At 71.7% G+C, this 24,800-nt stretch carries 13 protein-coding genes and 3 pseudogenes; 9 read left to right on the top strand and 7 right to left on the bottom strand.

The window, feature by feature from the left end; translation table 11 throughout:
- Positions 1-114 precede the first annotated feature (114 nt).
- The 7 genes and pseudogenes from ACTG9Q_RS27755 to ACTG9Q_RS27725 form a co-directional block, all read left to right on the top strand.
- Positions 115-8,745, top strand: a complete 8,631-nt coding sequence (locus ACTG9Q_RS27755) for a SpvB/TcaC N-terminal domain-containing protein (protein ID WP_455575863.1) — start codon at positions 115-117, stop codon at positions 8,743-8,745.
- Positions 8,742-9,305 carry an imm11 family protein gene (locus ACTG9Q_RS27750; protein ID WP_455575862.1) on the top strand — a complete coding sequence of 188 codons (564 nt, stop codon included), beginning with the start codon at positions 8,742-8,744 and terminating at the stop codon, positions 9,303-9,305. The genes ACTG9Q_RS27755 and ACTG9Q_RS27750 overlap by 4 nt, the downstream gene beginning before the upstream one ends.
- A 364-nt stretch (positions 9,306-9,669) precedes the next feature.
- Positions 9,670-9,796 (top strand): annotated as a pseudogene (locus tag ACTG9Q_RS27745) (helix-turn-helix domain-containing protein); the annotation flags it as partial.
- 97 nt (positions 9,797-9,893) lie between these two features.
- Positions 9,894-10,651, top strand: a protein-coding gene (locus tag ACTG9Q_RS27740; protein WP_455575892.1) for an IS5 family transposase whose coding sequence is annotated in 2 segments (ribosomal slippage) — positions 9,894-10,181 and positions 10,184-10,651 — 756 coding nt in all. Because the reading frame shifts where the segments join, the coding sequence is not laid out codon by codon here.
- A gap of 78 nt (positions 10,652-10,729) precedes the next feature.
- Complete coding sequence (locus ACTG9Q_RS27735; protein WP_455575861.1) at positions 10,730-11,029, top strand: hypothetical protein; 300 nt, start codon at positions 10,730-10,732, stop codon at positions 11,027-11,029.
- A 465-nt stretch (positions 11,030-11,494) separates the two neighbouring features.
- Positions 11,495-12,262: a DinB family protein gene (locus ACTG9Q_RS27730; protein WP_455575860.1), complete on the top strand. Its 768-nt coding sequence runs from the start codon at positions 11,495-11,497 to the stop codon at positions 12,260-12,262.
- A 495-nt stretch (positions 12,263-12,757) separates the two neighbouring features.
- A pseudogene (locus ACTG9Q_RS27725) lies at positions 12,758-13,022 on the top strand (transposase); the annotation flags it as partial.
- Positions 13,023-13,267: 245 nt separating this feature from the next.
- On the opposite strand, the gene ACTG9Q_RS27720 reads toward ACTG9Q_RS27725, so the two are convergent.
- Complete coding sequence (locus tag ACTG9Q_RS27720; protein WP_455575859.1) at positions 13,268-13,825, bottom strand: LuxR C-terminal-related transcriptional regulator; 558 nt, start codon at positions 13,823-13,825, stop codon at positions 13,268-13,270.
- A 94-nt stretch (positions 13,826-13,919) separates the two neighbouring features.
- Here ACTG9Q_RS27720 and ACTG9Q_RS27715 point away from each other — a divergent pair, with 94 nt between their 5' ends.
- On the top strand, positions 13,920-14,474 hold the full coding sequence (locus ACTG9Q_RS27715; protein ID WP_455575858.1) for a hypothetical protein: 555 nt from the start codon (positions 13,920-13,922) through the stop codon (positions 14,472-14,474).
- Between the two features lie 318 nt (positions 14,475-14,792).
- Here ACTG9Q_RS27715 and ACTG9Q_RS27710 read toward each other — a convergent pair.
- Positions 14,793-15,464 (bottom strand): annotated as a pseudogene (locus tag ACTG9Q_RS27710) (AfsR/SARP family transcriptional regulator); the annotation flags it as partial.
- A 119-nt stretch (positions 15,465-15,583) separates the two neighbouring features.
- On the opposite strand from ACTG9Q_RS27710, the gene ACTG9Q_RS27705 reads away from it, so the two are divergent.
- Complete coding sequence (locus ACTG9Q_RS27705; protein ID WP_455575857.1) at positions 15,584-16,183, top strand: LuxR C-terminal-related transcriptional regulator; 600 nt, start codon at positions 15,584-15,586, stop codon at positions 16,181-16,183.
- Here ACTG9Q_RS27705 and ACTG9Q_RS27700 read toward each other — a convergent pair.
- From ACTG9Q_RS27700 to ACTG9Q_RS27680, 5 genes are all read right to left on the bottom strand, one after another.
- A complete protein-coding gene (locus ACTG9Q_RS27700; protein ID WP_455575856.1) occupies positions 16,156-17,358 on the bottom strand; it encodes an AfsR/SARP family transcriptional regulator in 1,203 nt (400 codons plus the stop codon). The genes ACTG9Q_RS27705 and ACTG9Q_RS27700 overlap by 28 nt on opposite strands.
- Before the next feature lie 253 nt (positions 17,359-17,611).
- Positions 17,612-18,802 (bottom strand): helix-turn-helix domain-containing protein, encoded by a 1,191-nt coding sequence (locus tag ACTG9Q_RS27695; RefSeq protein ID WP_455575855.1) that lies wholly within the window; start codon positions 18,800-18,802, stop codon positions 17,612-17,614.
- A 154-nt stretch (positions 18,803-18,956) separates the two neighbouring features.
- Positions 18,957-19,496: a sigma-70 family RNA polymerase sigma factor gene (locus tag ACTG9Q_RS27690; RefSeq protein ID WP_455575854.1), complete on the bottom strand. Its 540-nt coding sequence runs from the start codon at positions 19,494-19,496 to the stop codon at positions 18,957-18,959.
- A 142-nt stretch (positions 19,497-19,638) separates the two neighbouring features.
- The gene (locus tag ACTG9Q_RS27685) at positions 19,639-21,999 is read right to left on the bottom strand and encodes an ATP-binding protein (protein WP_455575853.1); all 2,361 of its coding nucleotides are present in this window, start codon (positions 21,997-21,999) and stop codon (positions 19,639-19,641) included.
- A 313-nt stretch (positions 22,000-22,312) separates the two neighbouring features.
- Positions 22,313-24,799 (bottom strand): LuxR C-terminal-related transcriptional regulator, encoded by a 2,487-nt coding sequence (locus tag ACTG9Q_RS27680; RefSeq protein ID WP_455575852.1) that lies wholly within the window; start codon positions 24,797-24,799, stop codon positions 22,313-22,315.
- Position 24,800 lies beyond the last annotated feature (1 nt).

Below are 24,800 nucleotides of genomic sequence, written 5' to 3'. Positions count from 1 at the left end.
GGTCCTACTCCGTTCAGGTGCGAGCGATCGCCAGAACACATGCGGCGGTAACGGCGCGCCGTGCTCCTTCGATTTCCGGTTCAGGTCTGGGATCACCGCGCGAGGGGACTCAATATGTTCGAGCGTCGTGAGCTGACCGGCCGTCGTGCCGTTCCACTGTTGATCATATTGACGCTGGTGGTGGCGGGGCTCGTGCCCGCGAGCCGCCCGGTGCTGTCGAAACCGGAGTCGACTGCGGGCAGTGAAGCGATCGCTGTTCCTGAGCATCCGGAAGGCGCGGGTTTCAACCCGAACCAGATCAAAGATCTGGCGGCTGGTGATCCGAGCGCCCAGGTGGAGCTGATCAACGCTCCCGAGGCGTCGAGTTCGGGTGACGCGCGGTTGTCGTATCCGCTGTCGGTGCCGCCTGGCCGCGCTGGCCTGGAGCCGGATGTGGCGTTGCACTACAGCAGCGGCACTGGCAATGGGTGGGTCGGAGTCGGCTGGGATGTGCCGTCGTCGTCGATCACGCTGGACACTCGGTGGGGGGTGCCGCGCTACGACGGGGCGCTGGAGACCGAGACCTACTTGTTGAACGGCGAGCAGCTGACGCCGGTCGCGCACCGCGGCGAGCTGCTGCCGCGCACCGCGGAGAAGGTGTTCCACACCCGCGTGGAGGGCAGTTTCGCGAAGATCGTGCGGCACGGCGACACCCCGGCGAGCTACTGGTGGGAGGTCACCGACAAGGAAGGCACGGTGTCGACGTTCGGCAACGGTCCGATGTCGACATTGACCGACGCGAGCGGCAACGTGGGGATGTGGGCGTTGCGCGACGTACGTGACCTCAACGGCAATCTGATGCGGTTCCACCACACGTCGGTGTCCGACGGCGGGGTCGCGAACTCGACGGTGCCCGGCTCGAACTTGTACCTGCAGCGGATCACCTACACCGGGCACGGCACGGCCGAGGGTCGCTATTCGGTGTCGTTCGTGCGTGACCGTGACCGTGCGGAGAGCCGCCGGCCGGACGTGCAGATCGACGCGCGGCTGGGGTTCAAGCGGGTGACGGCGGATCTGTTGCGCCGGGTCGAGGTCAAGTTGGACGACACGTTGATCCGGGCGTACGAGTTGAACTACCGGACGGGCGCGTTCCACAAGACGTTGCTGGAGTCGGTGTCGCAGTTCGACGCGGACAACCGGTTGTTCACGACGCACTCGTTCGACTACTTCGACGACATCCGCGGCGCGGACGGCGGCTACGACGCGTTCGCGGCCTCGAGCGGGTGGACCGTGCCGGGTGACGGGCTGTCGGCCGGGATCGTCAACGGCGACGCGAGCGCAATCGCCGCGAACTCGACGGACAGCGCGGGCGGGCACCTGTACGTGGGGTACAGCCCGAACCCCTTGTCGCAGACCAAGACGGGCTCGGCCGGTGTCAAGGTGGGCCACAACTCCGGCTCGTCGGAGGGGCTGCTGGCGCTCGCCGACGTCGACGGCGACAACCTGCCGGACAAGGTGTTCCGCGCCGGCGGCGGCGTGCAGTACCGTAAGAACCTGTCCGGCCCCGGCGGCGAGCCGCGGTTCTCCGACACCGCGGTCCCGCTGACGAACCTCCCCGGTATCTCCTCGGACGAGTCGAGCGCCAACACGGTCGGCGTCGAATCGTACTTTGGCGTCGCCGCGCAGCTCGACTACGTGTCGACGACGACCACGTCGGACCGCTACTTCTCCGATGTCAACGGTGACGGGATCACCGACCTGGTGAACAACGGGGGTGTGCTGTTCGGCCGGTTGGACGCGAACGGCAACCCGGCGTACACGCTGAACAGCGCCGACACCCCGGCGCCGATCGGCCCGGGCGCGGTCAACGGCCCGGTGGTGGGTGACGGGACGGCGGAGTTCGAGCGGCAGGTCGACGCGTTCCCGCTGCTGGACGGCGTGCGGCGGTGGGTGGCCCCGTACGACGGCACGGTCGCGGTCGACGGTCGGGTGCGGCTGGTGGAGGACACCAGCGCGGCGCGGACCGCGTATCGCAAGGCCGACGGGGTGCGGGTCGCGATCCAGCACGAGGACGCCGAACTGTGGGCGCAGCGGATCGGCCCGGACGATTACCTCGAGTTCGCCCCGACCGGGGTCGGCTCGATCGCGGTGCAACGCGGCGACGCGGTGTACTTCCGGGTCCAGTCCGTTCTCGACGGACGGTTCGACCAGGTCGCGTGGGACCCGCGGGTCACCTACACCTCGATCCCGGCGTCCACGGACGTCAACGGTCTCGACAACCAGCGCTTCCTGGCGTCGCGTGACTTCACGCTCGCCGGCCGCGCGTCGCAGGTGGCGGCTCCGCTCACCGGCACGGTGCGCCTCACCGGCGACGTGGCGAAGACCGCGGCGACGACCGACGACGTGCGCGTGGTGATCACTCGGGGCGGCGCCGAGGTGTTCGCGCAGACCCTCGCCGCAGGCTCCACCGGCACGACGCCGCTGGACATCGACATCCCGGTGAACGCCGGCGACCAGTTGTCGTGGGCGTTGCGGGTCGACTCGCCGATCGACGCCGCCGCGTTGCGCTGGACGCCGCGGGCCCACTACACCGCGGCCGCAGGCGACGTGCCCGTCACCGACCCGGCCGGGAACCCGACGATCGCGATCAGCCCGCCCTATGAGCTCGACGTGTATCCCGCGACGACCCTGACGGCGCCGCAGCAGGCGTGGACCGCGCCCGCGGCTGGCACGGTGACGGTACAGCCGGCCCTCACTGTCGCCCCGGCGGCAGGCGCGGCGGACGCGACGGTCGTGGTCACCGTCAAGAAGCGCGGCGCGCTGCTCGCTAAGCGGACCGTGCCGGTGACCGCGGGTGGAGCCGCCGCGATCCCCGCGTTCGCCGTCGCCGTGACCGCGGGCGACGAGCTGTTCGTCGACTTCGCGACGCGCGACGCGGCCGTGTTCTCACGGGTCACCGCGCAGTCGGCGACGATCGACGGTGGCGCGGCCCCGACCGCGTTCCATGCCGCCGCACCGCACGGTGCGTTCGCGCAGCCGTACCGCGGCTGGGGCGCGATCGGCTACGACGGCAACCGCTCGCGCGCCACATCGCCGATCGCGCAGTCCGACCTAGTGATCGACCAGGACTTCGTCGACTCGCTGCCGGGTGCGCCGACCGAGGCCGACATTCCCGGCTTCAGGGCCGATCCGTCGGTGGCGACGCCGCGGATCGTCGTGTTTGCGCCGATGCCGGCTGAGAACCGGTGGGCAGGGGCGGACGCGAACACCTGGGTCGCCGCGAGCGGCGCCTCAAGCTCCCGTCTGGGCGCGGACACCATCGACGTCGTCAGCGACGCGGACTTTGCCGGCGCGTCGTCGGTGCCGCGTCGTGGTCGCACGGAGCAGATCTCCACGACCCTCGGGGTCGGCCCGCTCGGCGGCAGCCTCGCGACCGGCGACACCGAGTCGACGCTCGACTTCCTCGACCTCAACGGCGACCGGTTCCCCGACGTGGTCGGTTCCGGCGGGGTGCAGTACTCCGACCCCAACGGCGGCCTCGGCAACACCCGCGGCAGCGTCGGCGGCTCGGTGCGCGAGTCGGACTCGACCGCGTACTCGGTGTCGGCGAGCGGTGGCTCTCCGGCTCGAACCAGCGGCAACGCGCGCGGCCAGGACATGCCGACCGGCCACGGCTCGGCGAACACCAGCCGCGCGGGCCTGGAGATGCCCGGGCTCGGGTTCGGCGGCAACCTGGGTGGTGGCGAGTCCGAGGCGCGGCACGACCTGATCGACATCAACGGTGACGGCTTGCCGGACAAGGTGTTCGACAACGGCGACGCCGCGCTGAACCTGGGCTACTCGTTCGCCGGGCGTGAGCCGTGGCCCGGTGGCCCGCTGAACACCGGCGAGACCGAGAACGCCGGCGTCAATCTCGGCTTCAACACCGACTTCTACGGCTTCGCGGGCGGCGTGTCTGCGTCGACGGGCTCATCGGAGGCCGAGGCGTCGCTGATGGACGTCACGGGTGACGGCCTGATGGACCGGGTGTTCGCCGGGTCGCCGGTGACCGTCGCGATCAACACCGGCAACGGGTTCGCAGCGCCGTCGCCGTTCCGTGGGTCGCTCGACGGGCTCAACGCCGACGCCAACGCGAACTTCGGCGGCGGTGTCTACTTCACCTTCGGCATCCCGGTCGGGGCCGGTGCCATCATCTTCAACCCCGGCGCGGACACCTCGACCGGTGTCGGCCGCACCGAGCTGGCGTTGCGCGACGTCAACGGCGACGGTTACACCGACCACGTCCGCTCCGGCGACGACGGCGAGCTCGTGGTCGCGGAAAACCGCACGGGCCGAACGAACCTGCTCAAGACCGTCGACCGTCCACTCGGCGGCCGCATCGACCTCGACTACACCCGCGACGGCAACACCTACGACCAGCCCGAGTCCCGCTGGGTGCTGTCCAAAGCGGCCCTGTTCGACGGCCACGTCGGCGACGGCCAGGACACCCAGCTCACCACGTTCCGCTACGAGAACGGCCGCTACGACCGCTTCGAGCGCGAGTTCTACGGCTACGGCCGCGTCGCGACCGAGGTCCGCGACGCCGGAGCGGGCGACGCGCTCTACCGGACGCTGACGGCCGAGTACCGCACCGACAGCTACTACACCAAGGGTCTCACGACCAGATCGCTCACCACCGACGGAGCGGGCCGGCCGTTCACCGAGACCGTCAGCACCTATGCGCTGCGTGACGTCGCGACCGGCGCGCCCGCCGACTTGGCGAGCGCTGTCGCCACGGTGTTCCCACATCTTGTCCGCACTGTGGAGAACTTCTACGAGGGTCAGGCGACGCCGGGCAAGACGACGTCGAAGGACATGGCCTACGACGAGTTCGGCAACGTCAGTCGGCTGTTCGACGCGGCCGACGCCGGCACGGCGGACGATCTGGAGTCGCTGACCGGCTACTCGGGCGTCGACCCGGCGTGTCGTGCGCGGCACATCGTCGGCCTACCGACAACTCTGCGGGAGATCGCTACCGGCACGGGCACGCTGCTCCGGCGCCGCGAGGCCGTCGTCGACTGTGCGACGGCGAACCTGGCGCAGGTGCGTGAGCACCTCGCGGACGGTGCCGCGGGCACGGTCGCGGTCACCGACCTCGAGTACTTCCCCGACGGCAACCTGCGGTCGGTCACCGACCCCGTGACCAAGCACGGCCAGCGCTATCGCGTCGACTACGGCTACGACCAGGTCGTCGGCGTCCATGTGGAGTCGATCACCGACAGCTTCGGCTACCGCTCCACCTCCACTCACGACCTGCGGTTCGGCAAGCAGAACGACGTCACCGACAAGAACGGCCAGCGCATGGTGACCGCGTTCGACGCGGTCGGCCGGGTCGATTCGATGGCCGGACCGTACGAGCTGCAGGAAGACCGGCTCACGATCGACTTCGAGTACCACCCTGAAGCCACGGTTCCCTACGCGGTAACGCGCAACGTCGACCGCGCGGCCGACGGCGTGCGCGCCGACACCATCGACACCGTCACGTTCGTCGACGGCACGAAGCGCGCGCTGCAGACGAAGAAGGACGCCACCGTCGTGGCCACCGCGGGCGACACCCCGCAGTCGGTCATGACGGTGTCGGGCCGCAACAAGGTCGACTTCCTGGGCCGTGTCGTCGAGGAGTTCTATCCGGTCACCGAGCCCAAAGGTGGCGGCAACACGACGTTCAACGGCTCGTTCGACACGGTTGCGCCGACGCGGACGACCTTCGACGTCCTCGACCGCCCGACCCGGACGGTGCTGCCCGACGCCTCCGCGACCGAGCTGGCGCACGGCTTCGGCCAGGACCGCTCCGGCACGACCCGGTTCGAGACCGTCACCACCGACGCCAACGGAAAGCAACGCCGCACCTACCAAGACGTGCGGACGCTCACGACGGCGGTGAAGGAGTTCAACCCGGCCGGCGGGCAGCCGGTGATCTGGACCAGCTACGGCTACGACGCGCTCGGCCAGATCACCACGGCGGTCGACGACCGCGGCAACACCACGGCCTCGGCCTACGACAACCTCGGCCGTCGCACGATCATCGACAGCCCGGACGCCGGCCGCACCGAGACCCGCTACGACCTCGCGGGCAACATCACCTCGAAGATCACCTCGAAGCTACGCGCGGCGAGCAGGCAGGTCGAGTACGACTACCAGTTCAACCGGCTCGCCGCGATCCGCTACCCGACCTTCACGGCCAACAACGTCACCTACACCTACGGCGAGCCTGGCGCGGCCGACAACGGCGCCGACCGCGTCGTGCGGGTTGTCGACGGGGCGGGCACGGAGACCCGCGCGTACGGGCCGTTCGGCGAGCTGACCCGCGAGACCCGCACGGTGCCGGAGTCTGTGCTCAACGGCCCGGCCCGCACGTACACGACGTCCTACCGGTTCGACTCGTTCAACCGGGTGCTCACCATGACCTATCCGGACAGCGAGGTCCTGACCTACCGGTACGACACCGGTGGCCTCGCCGACCGGGCGACCGGGCGCAAGGGCACGTTCAACTACACCTACCTCGCCCGCCAGGACTACGACAAGTTCGGCCAACGCCTGCTCACCGACACCGGCACCGGCGTGCGCACCACCTACGCCTACGACGCCGAGGACCGTCAGCTCGCGAACCTGCGGGCCCAGCTCCCCGACGGGCACGCGTTCCAGAACCTCACCTACGACTACGACGACGTCGGCAACATCCTGTCGCTGCACAACGACGTCGCACTGCCGCACGGCAAGCCGATCGGCGGTCCCAGCACGCAGACGTACGGCTACGACGACCTGTACCGGCTCACATCGGCGCGCGGCGAGTACACCTACGCCGACAACAAGCTCGACCGGTACACGCTCGACTTGTCCTACGACTCGATCCACAACATCACCGGCAAGGACCAGCAGCACGAGATCGTCGTCAACCCGGCCGCGCCCGCCTCGGCGCAGTCGGCGGGCTTCGGCGAGGAGAGCCAGACCGCCAAGCCGACCGTCACCAGCGACCCGGCGACGACCGAGGACGTCTCGGACCCGTCGCGGCCGGTCGAGCCCGTCCCGTACCACGAGCAGTACCCGCCGCTCGGCGTCATCGAGGAGCCGGACACCGAGCCCTTGACGATGCCGGTCCCGATCGTGGACGACGGTCCGCCGCCGGTCGAACCGGCCGGTACCGAGTCGCAGCCCGCGTACGATAACGTCCCCTTCTCGACCCAGGCGAGCACCCAGGAGAACGTCCAGCCGCAGCGCAAGACCAGCTACGACTACGACTACGACTACGGCACCGCCGGCAGCACCAAACCGCACGCGCCCAGCCGGATCGGCCCGATCAACCAGGGCTACGACGCCAACGGCAACCTGATCGACACCGTCAACACCATGCCACCCGCCCCAGGCAAGCGGCGTCAGCTGGTGTGGGACGAGGAGAACCGCCTGGCCTGCAACCAGGACCACAACCGCAACCAGGTCATTCCGCAGGACCCCAGCACCTGCACCAGTCCCGGACAGCCCGCGACCGTCCGCTACTACTACGACGACGAGGGCACGCGCGTCGTCAAGATCGCCGGCTCGCAGCACATCTACCCCAACCAGCACTTCAGCGAGCGCAACGGCACCGGGTTCAAGCACATCTACGTCGGCGAGACGCGGATGCTGACCAAGACGGTCAAACCCGACACCACCTACGAGAACCACGTCTTCTACTTCCACAACGACCACCTCGGCTCCTCCGGCTACGTCACCAACGAGTTCGCCGCACTCACCGAGCACCTGGAGTACTTCGCCTCCGGCGAGACCTGGGTCAACGAGCACCCCGGCCAGCCGACCCCCGTGCCCTACCAGTACGGCGGCAAGGAACTCGACGAGGAAACCGGCCTGCTCTACTACGGTGCCCGCTACTACAACCCCCGCACCAGCATCTGGCAGTCACCGGACCCGGCACTGCCCGAGTACCTCGACGGCGAGCCCAACGGCGGCGTCCTCTCCTCGGTGAACCTCGCCTCGTACACCTACGCCAACAACAACCCGGTCAAGGTGACCGACCCCGACGGCCGGGTCGGCGTGGTGGGCTGTGTCGTCGGCGGGGCCGTTGGCGGGCTCGTGGGCGGCGGCATCCAAGCCGGAGTCAACTGGTGGAACGGCAAACCGGTGACGAGCGGCGTCGGCGCCGCCGCCGCCGGTGGTGCGGTGGGTGGCTGCGTGACCGCCGCCACCGCGGGCGCGAGCGTGATCTTCGGGCTTGCTGTCGGCGGAGCCGCCGGCGGTGGAACCGAAGCGGCCATCAACGGCGACAATGTTGCTCGTGGCGCCGCGATCGGCGCCGTCAGCAGCGTGGTCGGTGGCAAGGCCGGCGATTGGGCCGCGCGGCAGGCTCTTCTTCGCAGCCGCGCCGCCGCGGTCGCCGCGGGCGCCGGAGCGCCGGAGAAGTTCTCCTCCAAGACGCTCGCCGCCAGGCTCACGGCGGCAAACGCTATCCGGCCCGCGGGACGGGTAGACGCGCACCACATCGTGGCCGGTGGCGCCCAAGCGCCTGGACGATCCGCGGCGTTGGCCCGGACCGTCCTGAGTAAGTACGGCATCCGTATCGATGACGCCGCGAACGGTGTGTTTCTGACTAATGGTGTACACCACAGAGTGCATACACCTGCCTACTATCAGGCCGTGAACCGAGCGCTCGGCCAAGCCAGGAGCAAGCAGCAAGCTTTGCAGGTGCTGAACAACATCAGGCATCGACTTCAGACGACCGGCACGTATCCATGACCGCGGAGATCGTGACGGTGTACGAGCCCCGGGTGCAGCCCGGCTACGAATGGGTGGCCCCGGAGCTCGACACCGATCACGAAGTGTTCTGGAGCCTCGACGGAACACCCCTGGGCGCGACCTGGCGGCGGCTGCCCGTCGTCAGGTTCGCGTCCGAGGGCCGCGACGGCGGGTCCGTCGAGGCAGACCTGCCGTGGCTGGGCACGCACGTCCTCGTGCTCCGGCCACGCGCCGTCGACGTGCTCGGCCCTGTCCTCGTCGAGCACGGCGAGCTGTTGCCGCTGGCATGCCAGGACGCGGACCTGTGGCTGTTCAACGTGCTGACCGTCGTCGACGCACTCGACGAGGAGAGGTCCGACCTGGTCCGATTCGACGAGGGCAACGTCATGGAAGTGCGGTCATGCGCGTTCGTCGCCGATCGTGTCGTCGGCCTGCCGGTGTTCAAGGTGCCGCAGCTACTCCGGTGGTCGCTCTACTTCGGCCAAGACTTCGCTCGGCTGATCACCCGCTCAGGTCTCACCGGCCTCGGCCTCGCGCAAGTGTGGTCGGACTCCGGCTGACGCGGTCGGATCTTCGTAGCGAGCGCGACCTGATCTCAGAACCGGGCGGCGCCATTTGGGTTGGCAGCAGCGATCGCCCGACCGACAGCTGCGCCGCACGAGCATCGATCACGTCGGTCACCGGCAGGCCAGCCCAGGCAGGCAGGCTTTGGAATCCCGGCTGCACGACCAAGGTCGGAGCCGATGACTGGCCCTGCTGGCATGCCAGTGTAGGTGCCGCCGCCAAGAAAACTGCCTCTAGCGCTGCGATGTCCAGGGACGTTGTCCTGGGGTGAGTTGATCTCGGCCTGTCGTTGAGACAGGTGAAGGCCTCTGGTTGTGAGGTGGAGCTGTCTAGGAACCGCTTCACGAACCGGAGGCCTTCGTGTCCCACGTTAATGCCCAGTTGACTCCGCGCTCGTTTGCGTCTTGCTCGGCTTGTCATCGAGTCGGGTTGGACGTACTCGGCGGCGGCGAAGATGTTCATGGTCTCGCCGAGGACGGCAGCTAAGAGCGTGTCCAACGTGGTGGCTGCTCGTTGGTTGATCATGGTTGAGGGTCGTTGGTCGTGGATAGTTCCGCCGGGGCTGTGGGAGCTGGCGAAGCCCGCTGCTGCCGCCCTCCGGTGTGCGTCCGCAGGGCGGTGGGACGCAGAACATCGCTGATGAGGCGGTGTTCGCCGCGATCGTCTACGTGCTGGTCTCAGGATGCGCGTGGCGGGCGCTGCCGCCGTGTTTCGGGGCGGCGAGGTCGACGGTGCACCGCCGCTTCACCATCTGGGCGCGGGCCGGGGTGTTCGTCCGCCTGCACCGGGAAATCCTGGAGAGATTGCGCGAATCCGGGTTGTTGGACCTGTCGAGGGTGCTGCTGGACTCCGCCCACATCCGGGCTAAAAAAGGGGCGAACACACAGGTCCGAGCCCCGTGGACAGAGGTAAACCCGGCACCAAGATGCACATCTTGTCCGACCGGACCGGAATGCCCCTCGTCACCGCTGTCTCACGTGGCAACACCCACGACGCCAACGGCCTGAACCCGATGCTCGCCGCCCTGCTCGCCCGGCACGACCCCGACCGGGGACGGCACTGGAAACCGCGGAAACTCCACCCGGACAAGGCCTACGACACCACCGACCTGCGCCGGTGGCTGCGGCGGCACAGGATCCGGGACCGCATCGCCCGCAAAGGCGTCGACTCCTCCCACCACCTGGGCCGATACCGCTGGGTCATCGAACGCACCATCGCCTGGATGCTCGGCTGCCGCCGCCTCTCACCCCGCTACGAACGCAACCCCCGCAACCACCTGGCCTTCATCGACCTCGCCGCCAGCCTCACCTGCTGGAAACGACACCTCAGGACTCAACCATGATCAACCAACGAGCAGCCACCACGTTGGACACGCTCTTAGTGACGAGGCGGCATTGAAGGCCACGGCCAGGCCGCCGTCGTGGGGGGGCACATCGTCGCGACCGCTGGCGCCGACGTAACCGGACTCGATGACTCCGCCGCCACGTTCTGCTGGTCGGTCGGCAGTGGGATCGCACATGCGCGGGACTGGGCGGTTCTCGCCGCGCTCGGGCGTACCGAGGGCGAGTCAGTAGATGGCGTCACTCCTGTGACGTTGAGAGCAACTGAACAGTTCGTCACCACGCTGGCGCAGGCTGCTGCGCTCATGATCAACGAGGGTTGGCGGCTGTACGACTCTCGCGGCGAGAACCACATCTCGACGCTTGGAGTACTGCATTAGCTCCGTCGTCAGATCCACCGGTGGCCGCGGCCAGCGGCAACAGCAATGCGGCAGGATTCGGTTTGTGCGCGCCGATCACGTTGCCCGAAGATCCACATCCTCTATTCGGCAAGAGCGGACATTGAGACGCGCGGATCGCGGCAGAAGAGTGCGTCCCGCTGACGAAGGAACGTCGTTGCAGGTGTGGGCCGGTCGGTCCTAATCGCGCGGTGGAACTCGACCCGGGATACTTCGGTCATCTGTACGAAGGCTTGCTCGCTCACGATGACGGTGTCTGCAGGCGTCGGGCGTATGAAGCCGGGCCGGTGTGCGGGCGCGAGCGCCACAGCACCTTACGACGCCACCGTGGCCACGACCTCGACGCCGTACTTCACCTTCCGTGGCGGGCCCGCTTCAGACCACTGCCGAACGTGGAAGTCTGGGCAGCCCCTGGCGCGGGCGGGACGGGTGAGCGAGACTGCTTCGATGGTTTCCGAATACGTCCAGAGCGACCAATTCCGCGGTGCTCGCATCCACCTGTGCAACCTCGCCGGCCTCGAGATCCGCGATTGCGAGGTGAACGGTCTGAAGATCGTCGACTGCTACGGCAGCGACGTCTACCTCGGTGGCTACTTCGAGCGCCTCGTCGTCAACGACGTCGACGTGACCGCCTATGTCGAGGCCGAGCTCGACCGCCGGCACCCCGCGCGGGTGCTGGCGCGGGATGCGGCTTCTCCCGAGGACTACCGGGCTGCTTGGGACGCCATCGAGGCTTTGTGGGGCGCGACGCTCGACCGGGCGAGGCTGTTGCCCGAGGCCACACTGCACGAGCAGGTCGACGGCGAGTGGTCATTCGTCGAGACACAACGGCATCTGCTGTTCGCCTGCGACGCCTGGCTCGGCAACGCGGTGCTCGAGGAGAAAGCGCCGTACCACCCGTTGGGTTTCCCCGCCGGGGGGACGCCGCCCGAGGAGGCGGTGAAGCTCGGCCTCACCCTCGAAGCCACCCCGACGCTCGAGGAGGTGCTCGCGCCGCGGCTCGCCCGCATGGCCGCGATGCGGCGTGTCGTCGACGGGCTCACCGCGGCCGAGCTCGACCGGGTATGCGATCGCAAGCCAGCGGACATGTATCCCGAGCAGGAGTACGTCGTGCGCCGCTGCCTCAAGGTGGTGCTGAAGGAAGAAGCCGAGCACCACCGATACGCCGTGCGCGACCTAGCGGTGCTCGAGGCAGGTGTGCCTGAACGGCACTAGTTCCCGCGTGGACCCCGACCAAGTGGCGACGCGGTGTAGCCGCGAATGACCGCACGCTCATCGGCATGAGCGGACCTTCTCTGCGGCTGCTCCATGAGCAATGGGAGCACCGGCTGGGAGCAAATTGGGAGCCAATAGACACACATAACAGCACTGAACCGCGCTCAACCAACCTGAACGGACACCCTGTGACCTACGGAAGTTGCGTTCCTCAGGTCACAGGATCGCGTGATCTACTCTGACACAGTAGGGCTCTCCGCCACCTGCACTCGGTCATAGTCGCCAGCTGACGCAAGGCCACCCTCATGGCCTCCCAATGCCTCGCAGGCAACCCAGCATCACCGCGAGAGCTGGACATGCGCAGAAGCTCGGCCACTCCAAGCTGACCACCTTCACCGCTCAGGACGCTCAAAGAACCGCACCACGGCAAGAGTAGATGTTCGGTCCAGCGGATTGAGGCGACATATCTGCGTTCGGCGCGGCGTTTATCGCTCGCTGCCTGAGCGGACCGGCTTACCACTCGCGGTGGGTGTATCGGCCGCGAACCTGCACGACAGTCAGGCGCTCAAGCCCATGCTGATGGGCCGCTCATGGCGTGGCCCACGGCGCTTCCGGCCCGCGAAGCTCGACGCGGACAATGCCTATGACATCGACCTCCTCCGGCGATGGCTACGCCACCGCGGCACGATCCCACGCATCGCACATAAAAGGCATCGAGTCCTCCGACCGCCTCGGCCGACACCGATGGGTCATCGAGCGGCGGACGATCCGGACCAGGCGGGTCTCGGCGTCAGGAGGCGGGGCGGCGTCCCAGAGGCAGCGGGCGAGGTAGCCGACCGGGACGACCTCGCCGACACGGGCGGGCAGGACACCGAGGAGGATGCGTTGCTCGCGGGACTGGAGCAGGATCGGGCCGTCGTCGCCTGCCAGTTCGACCGGGCCGAGGATCGACGCGCGGTCGGCCGCCGGTCCCGAGGGGATCGGGCACTTCTATCCTTAATGGACTCAGAGGACGCCTTCGCGGATCGCGTAGGCCACCACATGGGCACGGTTGCGCAAACCCAGGCGGTTCAGCAGCCCGCGGACGATGTTCTTGACGGTGCGTTCGGAGTAGCGCAGACCGCGGGCGATCTCCGCGGTGTCGTAGCCGTCGGCAAGCATGTGCAGCAACTCCCGCTCGCGCGGCGACAGCGTCACCGCGTCGTCTTCGGCCACCCGGGCGGGCGGTCCGTCCTCCGCGCCCGGGATGACCGCGGCGATGACGGCGGTCGCCAGGGCGGCGGGCGTGGCGGCACGGCGGGCCACCACCCAGGCGACGCGGTGCCGGGCGAGGTCGGCCACGTCGACCCGGTCGGCCACCAGGACGATCGGGGCCGCCGACAATCGGGCCGCCCGGCCGAGGGCGGCCGTGTCCCCCGTGTCGGAGACAACCATCAGCACGTCGGCTTCGTTCGCCTTTTCCTCGGCCACGACGGACATCCGGGGGTCGTCCCGGAACAAGTGGGCGATCCCCGGCAGCATGAGCTTGTCGGCCGAACACACGGCGATCACTGTGGTTCCCACGGCCCCCTACAATCGCATGAGGACCGTCGCGGGCCCGCCGATACTTTCTCTCTACAATGGACAGAATCACATCAAGTGACACGAAGATGTGTCGATGTTCGTTTTTCGTTGGTTCACCGGCGATACACACCGCGAGCGCGTCACGAACCAGGCTGTGGCGGAAGGCCAGGCAGTCGCCCACCGCGTGGAGCAGGCGGGCGGTGAGCGCTTCGTCCAAGGCTTCGACCGCGTCGAGCAACGGCAGCCCGCTCACCTCGGCGAGGTCCTCGACGGTGAACTCGTCACGGAGCCGGGCGGCGTGTGCCAGGACGAACCGAAGCCGCCGCGGGACGAACGCCCGCCGGACGGCGGCGAACAGCGCGCGCCGCTCATGCGCCGGAAACCGGGTCGCGATCTCGGCGAGCCGGGGGTTTCCCGCCGCGACGGACGGCAGGCAGGCTCGCGGCAGCGCGTCGACGGCGAGCACGTGCGCGCCCGCCCGCACCGCGACCCGTCGCGCGCGGCCCCCGGCGCTGTCGGGTCGGACCGGCCGCGCGGCCCCGATCAGCAAAACCGGCGTGCCGCGGGCCAGCGCGACAAGCCGCTCCCACACTCCCGCGGCGCTCCGGTCGGCCGCGTGCAGGTCGTCCACCAGTACCACGACCGGTGATCCCTGCCCGTCGACAGCCGCCACAACCCGGTCCCCGAGCGTGTCTGGATCGCCACAGCGGACCGGGACGGTCTTGATGTCCGCCGCGGCCGTGTCGACGAGGACCGCTTGGAGCAGAGCGGACTTCCCTATCCCGGCCTCGCCCTCCACCCATACCACGCCGCCCTCGCCCGTTGTCAGGGCGGCGAGGCGTGCGCGCAGGAGCGTGTGTTCGGTCTCACGGCCGTCGAGGTCCGGGGCGGGGGCGGCGAGGAGGTCGCGGAGGGAGCGCAGGGGGTGGGCGGCGCCGATGCCGAAGGTGCTGGTCAGCGCGGTATCCGTGGTGCGGTGGGCGCGGAGGGCCGCGGGGGTGTCGCCGGTGGCGTGGAGGGCGCGCATGAGGAGGGCGCAGAGGGATTCGCGCGACGGGTGGGCGGCGGCGAGGGCGGTGAGGGAGGGGACGGCCTCGGACGCGCGGCCCGCGCGCAAGAGCAGTGCGGCGTGCTCCTCCTCGGCGGCGAGACGGGTCTCGGCGAGGCGGTCGCGGAGCCGGGCGGCGGCGGGACCGGGAACCCCGTTCAGGGCGGGGCCCCGCCAGCGGGCAAGAGCGTCGGCCAGGCGGTCCGCGGCGGCATCCGGCTCCGGGTCGGCCAGGGCGGCGGCGCGGACCCCGGCGAAGCGGGTGGTGTCCAGGTGGGCCGGGTCGAGGCGGAGCGCGTAGCCGCCGCCTTCGGAGACCAGGAGGCCGTCCGTCGACCAGCGGCGGCGGGCAGGGTCGACAGCGCGGCGCAGGCCGCAGATGTGGCTGTGGAGAACGGCCTCGGCGGTGGCGGGCGGGGCGTCGCCCCACACGGCCGCCACGATCTCCGCCCGCGGCACCGTGCGGCCCTCGTGCGCGGCCAGCAGGGCGAACACCGCGCGCCTGCGGGCAGGTCCGAGGTCCAGCTCGACGCCGTCGCGCCACGCGCGGAGCGGACCGAGGAACTGGACCCGGAGGGTGTCGCCGTCCATCGTCTCCTCCCGTTCTCCTACGTGCACGTAACCGCGCGGCCCGCGGTTCGCCGTCCGGCGGAAGATCCCGTGCAGGCGGTCGGATGACCATGGGGTGACCGGACGCGAGGAGGCCGACGATGGACGGTGTGCGGGTGGGGGTGCACGCGACGGACCCGGTGTCGCTGGCCGGGCTGGCCGGGACGCTGGGCGGGCGCGCCGGGCTGGTCTTGGCGGCCCGGCCGCCGCAGGACTGCGACATCGTCGTGCTGGCGGTGGACCGGCCCACGCCTGCGGCGCTCGCCGTGCTGCGGCGCTGGCGCGCCGAGTCGGACGCGCTGGTGGTGCTGGTGGCCGACGAGCCGAATGAGGCCGACCCCCGCACCCTGCTGGAATGCCGGGTGCGGGGGGTGCTGGCCCGCCGCGACGCCACGGCCGATCGGCTCGCCGGGTGCGTCCGCGCGGTGGCGGGCGGCGGGGCGGTGATGCCCGCGGACCTGCTCGGCGAACTGCTGCGCCATGCCGAGCGGCTGCCGCCCGCCGGGTCGCCCGGCCTGAGCCCGCGTGAGGCGGACGTCCTGCGGCTCATCGCCGAGGGTTGGGACACCGACACCGTCGCCGGACGTCTCGACTGCTCCGAACGCGCGGTCCAGAACACCGTCTACGCCCTCACCACCAGGCTGGGCCTGCGCAACCGCGTCCACGCGGTCGCCTACGCCCTTCGCGAAGGTCTGCTCTGACGCCGCCCCACCTCCCGGCGCAGCGCGTTCAGCAGCGGCGGGGCCAGGTCGGCGAGGACTGCCTCGCGCACGGCGTCGTCCCGGAAGGCGAGGACGGGACGCTCGACCAGGATGCCCGCCGCGAGGGCGTCGCCCAAGGCGGTGACGCGGCCTGCGACCCTGACAAGACCCGCTCTTGTCGGACGATCCATCAGCGCGACCCAGCGGAGGATGTCACGAGTCGCACGGGGAAGGCAGGCGAGCAGCTCGTCCACCTCGGACGGCGGAGGCGGTGGACTGACGGCGGAGAGCTCGGTGGCAGCCAGGGGGTCAACGGCGGCGCGAGGGCCGGTGGTAGTCAGAGGATCGGCGGTGGTCGCGCGGGCGGCGGCCGGAGCGCCGGGGGCGGCCGAGGGTTCGGCGGTGGTCGCGTGGTCGGAGGTGGGGACGGGGCGGGCGCGGACGAGGAACGGACGGGTGTCGGCGAGGGTGCGGGTGAGGGCGGCGCGCAGGTCCGGGCCTGGGGGGACGCCGAGGTCGGCGTGGAGGTCGCGGCGGGCCGCGTGGTAGGCGGTCAGCGCGTCGGCGCGGTGGCCTGCCCGGCGCAGGGCGGTGACCAGGGCGGCGCGGGTTCCCTCGTGCAGGGGGTCGGCGGCGGCCAAGGCGCGCAGGTCGGCGATGGCACGGACGTGGTCGCCCACCGCGCTGAGGGCTTGGGCGTGGTGCAGGCGCGCCTGGTGGTGCAGGGCGGTCAACCGGCTGCGTTCGGCGTCGGCGAAGGGACCGGGAATCCCCGCGTACGGTGCGCCGCGCCACAGGTCCAGCGCCGGGCTGAGCAGCCGCAGGACGGTCTCCGGGTCGCTCCGGGTCGCGGCCTCGGCGCAGGTGCGGGCGAACCGGACCGCGTCGAGGGCGCCGGGTTCGACGGCAAGGGTGTAGCCCGAGCCGGTGGTGGCCAGCAGGTGCGCGTGGGCGCCCAGGCACCGGCGCAGACCGCAGATGTAGGTGTGGACGCTGCCGTCCGCGCTCGGGGGCGCGGAGGCACCCCACAAAGCGGTCCGGATGCGCGCCCGGGGAACCACCCGGCCTTCCGCGGCCGCCAGCACCCCGAGCACCGCCCGCTGCCGCGGCGGCCCGACCCTGACTCCCCCGCCCGCCACCACCAACCGCACCGGCCCCAACACCTCGACGCGCACCGGAACCTCGCTCCCCCGCCAGGCGACACGAAACCCACCCGCACACCGTCCACGTACGAGAAGCCGAACCGGTTCGCCCACGAACGCGCGCACCGTTCACACGCGGGCAACCCGCTGCGGGCAGGGCGACGACCGTCCCCGAGCGGCACAGAGCGGGGAACAGCAGCAAAGACGTCAGGTCGCCGAGGATGGTCAACACCGGTTCGTCCGCCATGCCGCAGCCGCGATGACGCCGAAATGGCCGAAGACTGGTTCAGAGAAGCTCAGGCAAGGCGCGGACGACGGCCAGGACGATGGGTGGGACGGAGTGGCCGCCATCAGGGGCGGGGTCGATCAGGCTGGCGTCAGCCAGTTCGGGGACGGCCGGGTGGCGCGGGTCCACGACCGGGTTCGACGCCAAGGCGTGCAGGAGGGCGCGTGCGGCTGGGCTCAGGGTGCGGAAGTAGTGGGCGAACTCGTCGGCCACGCGGAGGTCGCCCGCGGTGAGGGTGGTGCGGCGGCGGGTGTCGTCGCGGAGTTGGGAGAGGAGGTGGGCGACCGCGCGGCGGGGTCGGGTGGCCAGGCGGTTGCCCGCGACGCGCAGGGACAGCGGGTGGTTGCCGCACCGGGCGGCCACCTCGGCGGTGGCGTCAGGGTCGGCCGCGGCACGGGTGGCGCCGACGATGCCTGCGAACAGGCGGACCGCCGCGTCGTCCGACAGCGGGCCGACACGGACCCGGGCGACCGGGTCCATGCGGGTCAGGGTGCGTCTGGCGGTCACTACGACCAGGCAGTTCGTGACGTCGGGAAGCAGTGGACGGACCTGGTCCTCGTCAAAGGCGTCGTCGAGTACCAACAAGATTTGCTTGTCAGCAAAGACGGAACGATAGATCTCAAATACCTCATCAATACTATGTGGACTATCCTTTACGGACATATCTTGGACAGCGGACACGAGCGCGCGCGCCGCGACCGACGGGGGCAGCGGGTCCGGACCGGAGCCGCGCAGGTCGACGAAGGCGACACCGTCGGGGAAACGGGAGGACAGCAGGGCGCAGGCACGCACGGCCAAGGTCGTCTTGCCCGCCCCCGGCACACCGTGCACCACCGCGACCGGCGCACCGGAGGTCCCGGCGAGCGAGGACAGCACCGACAACTCGGCGTCGCGGTCGACGAAGTCGGTGATGGCCACCGGCGGTTCCAAACCCGACAGCGGGGCGGGCGCGAGCGGGGCCGGGGGCAGCACGCCCTCGGCAGGCAGGCGGGCGGCGGCCCGGAAAGCGGCGCGCTCGTCCTCGTCCAGCGCGAGACCGGAGACCAGCGCGTCCACGGTGCGCCGCTGCGGTCGGCGGACCCGCCCGCCCTCGACGTCGCTGATGGCCCGCACGCTCACGCCCGCGCGCGCGCTCAACTGCTCCTGGGTGAGACCGGCGCGTTTGCGGTGCACCGCCAGCAACGCGTCCAAACCGACGGATGGCCGATCGCGACTCACCCGTTCGACCACGTCCCGATAGGGCTGGACGGCGGCATCGATGAGTCGGACACGGAAGCGGCTCCTCTCGGTCAAGCCGGGCGAGCGGCGTTTCAGCCACTGGCACAGCCACCAAGTTGATCCCCGTTCACCTTCTCCGTGTGACAGTGTCCCTCGTCACTCCGGCCGCCGGGAGGGCGGCGCGGAGCTGGCGGATGGCGCAGTGCGTGCGGGATTTGACCGTGCCGCACGGGATACCGAGGTCGGCGGCGGCTTCGGTGTGGGTGGCCCCGCGCAGGTACACGTGCTCGACGACCTGGCGGTGCTCGCGCGAGAGCGTGCCGAGGGCCTGCCCCACGACGACGGCGGCGACCACGGCGTCGGCGTGGTCGCGGGCGGCGGGTTCGACACCGGGGGCCTCGGCGACCTCGGGCGGCCGCGAACGCCGGGCCCGCACCCGGTCCACCACGATGTTGCGCACGACCGTGAGCAGCCAGGACCGCACCGAGCCGGGGCCGGAGACCAACGCGTCGGCGTGGCGCCAGGCGCGCAGCAGGGCCTCCTGGACGACGTCCTCGGCGGCCGCGTGGTCGCCGGTGAGCCGCACGGCGTAGGCCAGCATCGCCGGGGCGTTCTCCTTGTAGAGGCGGGAGACCACGGTGTCGGGGGCGGGCTGGCGTCCTGCCACGACGGACCTCCTCTGCGGGCCGAGTCCGGCGTCTCGATCCGCGGTGCCGCGGTTTGAACCGGTACGGAAGGCCAGTCTCTTCGCGGCGGGGCGGAGGGACCACGCGCAACAGGCGGCAGAAATCCGCCGCGGGAACGCCGGTTCAGCGGTCGGCGGGCAGGCCGAGCCGGGTGGCGGCCTCGCGGGCCAGCGCCCGCATGTCCGGGTGGTGGTGGCGGTCGGCGATGGACAGGGCGCGGACCAGGTGCTCGCGGGAGGAGTCCGGGTCGCCGACGGCGTCGCCGAGTTCGGCGAGTTTGAGCCGGATGCCCACCTCGCGCAGCGGGGCGAAGGGGTGCTCGAGGGCGGCGTGCAGCCACCGGCTCGCGCCCGCGTGGTCGCCCAGGGCCAGCAGGACGGTGCCCCGGTCCGTGTAGAGGTCGGTGTGGGCCGCGGTGACGGTGTCCTCGGTGAGGTGGGTCTCGGCCTCGTCCAGGGCGTCCAGGGCCTCCCGCCACCGGCTCCCGGCGCTGTAGGCGCCCGCCAGCCGGATGAGGGTGAGGGCGAAGTTGCGCTGGTCGGTGCCGCCGGGCACCACGGTGGCGCGGCGGCCATCGGCTTCGCGCGCCAGGACGGCCGCGGCCTCGTCGACCTGGCCCACGCGCAGAAGCAACTGGGTCCCGTAGGCGCGGGTGACCAGTTCGCCGGTGCGGTGGCCTGCCTCGCGGAACAGGGCGACGGCCTTGTCGACACGGTCGACGGCGGTGGCGATGTCGTTGGTGAACCGGTCGATGTCGGCGCGGTAGTAGTGCGCCCACGCCTGTTCGACGAGGTCGCCAGACGCCTCGGCGGCGCGCAGCGCCCGCTCGTGCATGACCAGCGCCTCGTCGGGGCGGGCCAGCAGGATGAGCAGGGTCCAGCACAGGAAGTTCGCCTGCACGGCCTCCTCGCGCGGGCTGCCGAGTGCGGTGGCCGCCTCGACGCCGAGGGAGAAGACCTCGTGCCACAGTTCGCCGCTGCCGCGCCCGTCGGAGTACCAGTGCATGGCGTTGGCCGTGTCGAGGACGAGGCGGTGCCTGCCGCGCCGGGCCGCGGTGCGCAGCGCGCCGACCCAGTTCCCGGTCTCGCGGCCCAACCAGGCACTCGCCTCGTCCCAGTCGGCGAAGCGGTCGTCCGGTTCCGGCGCGTGGCCGGGGTCGAACCACCGCGCGGCCGAGACGGCGGTGGGCAGCAGCCAGTCGGCGGCCGCGTCGCCGACCCGGTCGGCGGTGTCCGGGCCGTCGTGGGCGTGCAGGCTCTCCCGGGAGTACAGGCGCAGCAGGTCGTGGAAGGCGTAGCGGCCGGGGTCGGCGGCTACGGCGACGAGGCTGTTGTCCACCAGGTCCTCCAGCAGGGCCTCGGTGACGTCCACCGGCCGGTCCGCGAGGACCGCGGCGAGGTCGGCGGCGACGTCCTGGCCGGGCATGAGCGACAGCCGCCGGAACACCTCGGCGGCGTCGGGGTCGAGGTGGCGGTAGGACATGTCGAAGGCGGCGCGCACCCGCTCGTCGCCCGCGCTGAGCGCGGAGAGCCGGTTGTCCGCGTCGGCGAGGTCCCCGGCCATGCGCGCCAACGGCCACCGCCGCCCCGCCACCCGGTTCCCGGCGATGCGCACCGCGAGCGGCACCCCGCCGCACAGCGCGACGACGCGCCGCGCGGCCTCGGGTTCGGCGGCGACCCGCTCGGCCCCGGCGATCGCGCGCAGCAGGTCCAGGGCGTCGTCCTCGGCCAGCAGCGGCACCTCCAGGCGGTCGGCGGCCTCCAGGCCCGCCAGGGTGTTGCGGCTGGTCACCAGCAGCATGGAGCCCGGGGAGCCGGTCAGCAGCGGGCGGACCTGGACTTCCGCGGCCGGATTGTCGAGCAGCACCAGCACAGAGCGTTCGCGCAGCGTCGAGCGGTACAGCGAGAGCCTGCCCGCCTCGTCCGGCGGCACGGCGCCGGGCTCGTGGCCAAGGGCGGCCAACAACCGCGACGCCACCGTCGAGACGTCGGGCGGCCGCGCGTCCATGCCGCGCAGGTCGGCGAACACCGACCCGTCGGGGAAGCGCCCGGCCAGGTCCCGGGCGACCCGCACGGCCAGACTCGTCTTCCCCACACCCGGCGGACCGTGCACGACGACGACGCGCGGCACCGAACCGCGCAGGCACTCCTCCGCGATGCGGGTCAGGGCCGCGACCTCGGTGGCGCGGCCGGTCAGGTCGGGGACGGCGGGCGGTAGGGACTCGGCGGCGGCCGCGCGGGGCGGGGGTGGCGCGTCGGTGCCGCGGCGGGCTTTGTCGGCGAGGACGGCGGTCTCGGCCGCCACCAGGTCGAGCCCGCCCGCGAGCAGGTCGAGGGTCCGGCGCTGCGGGTGGCGGGCCCGGCCGCGCTCCATGTCGCGGATGGCGCGGACGCTGACCCCGGTCCGCTGGGCCAGTTCGTGCTGGGTGAGGGAGGCGCGCATCCGGAAGAACCTGAGGTAGTCGCCGAACGTCGTGCCAGCCATGCCCCGCCCCCTCGGTCAACACCTCCGGCGGGAGCCGATTGTGTCACCGGGTGGCGGCACCCGCAGGATCACGGTCCGGGGAGTGGGAGGGGTTGCGTGGGGTTTCCCCGTCGCGCGGTGAAGCCCCCCGGGAACGGGCCCGCCTGCCGTGGGGGCGGGCGGGACCAGGACGGGGGACCGGGGGGCTTCGACCGGGGGCGGCCGTCCGGCCGCTCCCTCCTGTACACGTATGGAGGCGGTGTCCGGTTCACGGTGTCAGACCGAGTACAGCACCAGAACGAGCGCGATGCCGGGTCGGGCGTCGAGGCCGGTGTCAGGCCGGACGGGATGCGCCGGTCACCGGGGAGGTCGCCAGGCCGTGCCTGCTGCGGCACCCGGTCCTGGCCAGCAGCCGGGTGATGTGCTTCTCCACGGTCGTCACGCTGATGTGGACAGTCGCGGCGATCTGCCGGTTGGTCTTGCCCTCCCGCACCAGTTCGACGATGCGCTGCTCCACCTCGGTGACGACGGCCCGGCGGGCGCGCGGGACCGGGACCCCGGAGTCCTCCAGGACCCGTTTGGCCCGGGTGGAGATCCACCGGACGCCGAGGGCCTTGGCCGCGGCCAGTGCCGCGTCGGCCCACGGCCGGGACTGGTCGCCGGTCTCGGCCAGCGTCAGACAGGCGACGGCCTGGTCGAACCGGTCGCCCCGGCGGCGCGCCAACCGCTCGGCGACCCGCAGTGGCAGCGGGTTGCGGTCCCGCAGACCGGTGGCGAGCAGCAGCGTCTCCCGCAGGCACGCCGTCCCGCTGCCGCGTTCGGCGGCGGCCTCGGCGACCGCGGCGGAGCAGGCCGCGTCGGGGGCGAGCACGGCCAGGCGGCGCAGCAGCCGGGAGCCGCCTGGCTCGTCACCGGAGCCTGCGTGCCGCCGGTACGCCCCCCACCCGGCGGCGAAGGCGCGGGCCGGGTCGTCTCTCGACAGGCCGCAGACGACCCAAGCGCGACCCAGCGGGAACGGCCCGTCGACGGGGACACCGGCCAGCCACGCCGACGCCTGCCGGTCCTCCCCCCGCCAGCTGGAGACCTCCGCGGCGACAAGCCGCGCCACCACCAGCGCGTCGATGTCCGCGCCGTCGAGTTCCAACCGCCGCACCGCGCCGACGGCGGTGGTCCAGTCGCCTGCGGCGTAGGCGGTGAGGGCGCGGTGGTGCCAGTGCGCCGGGCCGTCGAGCGGGGCGCCGTAGCGGGAACCCAACGCCGCCCGGAGAGCGGGGACCGGGTTGCGACAGGAGAACGCCGTCGCGGCCTCGTCATCGACTGTCCCGGCGGGCTCGGCGAAGGACGCGGCGACACGGGCAGGGTCCACCGGGACACCGGCGTGCCAGTCGCGGGCGAACTCCAGCGGCGCGGCCGCGACACCGGCCGCGGTGAGCGCGGCCGCGACAGGCCCCGGCACGGGTTGTCCTGTGTGGACGGAGGCCAGGGCGGCGGCGCGGGCCAGGACAGCGGCGCCCTCGTGGTCGAGGTCAGTCCCAGCGGCGGACACCGCGGTGGTGGTGAAGGCGGCCAGCGCCCGGTAGTCGCCCGCGCGGAGGAGCAGTGCGACGACCTCCGAGCGGAGTCGGTCGCGGTCGGGACCGGGCGGGGTGTGCCACCAGGCGGCTTGGCTCACGCGCGGGTCGTCGCCTGCCGTGCGGGCCAGGGGTGCGGACAGGTCGGGCTGGGGTGTGGCGGCTGTGCCCGCGGCGACGGCGTGGTCGGCCGCGCGCTCGCGGTCGCCTCGCTTCACCAGTTCGCAGGCCAGTGCGCCTCGGAGGGTGTCCGCGGTCCCCGACACCGCCGGGACAGCGCACCGCAGTGTGCCCCTGCCGTCGACGCGCAGCACACCCGCGGTCACCAAGGCGTCGGCGGCGGCGCCGTAGTCGACCACGCTCCCGCCTGTCACCGCGGCCAGCGCCGGGAGGTCGCCGATGGCGACGCCGACGTGGTCGTCAGCCAAGGCGACCAGTTCCCGGCCCGCCTGCCCGTACCGCTCCACGAGGGCCGCGGGCCAGCGGCCCTCGTGGAGCGCGACGGGCTGGTGCGGGTCCCGGAGCACCAGCACACCGTGCACCTTGGCCAGCCGTCCCCGGCCGCGCAGGTCGGCGACGGCGGCCAGCACAGCGGCGGGATTCCCGTACAGCGGGCCCAGGTCCCGGCGCAGGACCTCGGCCACACCCGGGTCGACCGGGCCGCCCGCGGCTCGGCGCACCAGGCTCGCGGTCGCGGCGTCGTCCAGCGGGGCCAGGTCCACCACCTGGTCGGCGGCGGCGCGGAGGCCGCGGGCCGTCCCCGGCGGGCAGGAGGCCACGACGAGGTGGCCTGCCCGGTGGACGGCGGTCAGCGCGGGCACCGGGTCGGCGATCAGGTGCGCGTCGTCCACGAGCACCGCGACCGGAGTAAGCGCCCGGACCCGGGCGAACAGCGACCCGATGGCGCTCAGCAGCACGTGCCGCTGCCAGGGCAGCGCGGGCGGGCCCGCGGCGGCGAGCCGGGCGACCGAGGCGAGCGTGTCCGCCACCGGGCCCGCCGTCGCCGTCTCCGCCCGCAGCGCGGCCAGCAGCGCGCCGACCCCGAGCGGGTCCGCCGCGCGGTCGCCCGCGGACACGGCGAGCACCGGCACCCCCGCCTTGCGCAGGGCCGACCCGGCCGCGACCAGCACCGCCGACCGTCCGCTGCCCGGCTCCCCCAGCACCAACCGGACGGCGGGCTCCCGCCCGTCCCACCGCAGTGCCGCCAAGTGCTCCCGCCGCCCGACCAACTCCCCCCGTTGACCGGCCATG

This window comes from Actinokineospora lacus, from assembly GCF_053813445.1.
The sequence above is the reverse complement of the archived record's forward strand: the minus strand, read 5'-3'. Positions and strand labels throughout refer to the sequence as shown.

What these genes read in the sequence shown, in the direction of transcription:
- ACTG9Q_RS27680 (WP_455575852.1), bottom strand. Translation starts at nt 24,799, where the DNA reads ATGGCCGGTCAACGGGGGGAGTTGGTCGGGCGGCGGGAGCACTTGGCG.
- ACTG9Q_RS27685 (WP_455575853.1), bottom strand. Translation starts at nt 21,999, where the DNA reads ATGGCTGGCACGACGTTCGGCGACTACCTCAGGTTCTTCCGGATGCGC.
- ACTG9Q_RS27750 (WP_455575862.1), top strand. Translation starts at nt 8,742, where the DNA reads ATGACCGCGGAGATCGTGACGGTGTACGAGCCCCGGGTGCAGCCCGGC.
- ACTG9Q_RS27730 (WP_455575860.1), top strand. Translation starts at nt 11,495, where the DNA reads ATGGTTTCCGAATACGTCCAGAGCGACCAATTCCGCGGTGCTCGCATC.
- ACTG9Q_RS27705 (WP_455575857.1), top strand. Translation starts at nt 15,584, where the DNA reads ATGGACGGTGTGCGGGTGGGGGTGCACGCGACGGACCCGGTGTCGCTG.
- ACTG9Q_RS27755 (WP_455575863.1), top strand. Translation starts at nt 115, where the DNA reads ATGTTCGAGCGTCGTGAGCTGACCGGCCGTCGTGCCGTTCCACTGTTG.
- ACTG9Q_RS27715 (WP_455575858.1), top strand. Translation starts at nt 13,920, where the DNA reads ATGTTCGTTTTTCGTTGGTTCACCGGCGATACACACCGCGAGCGCGTC.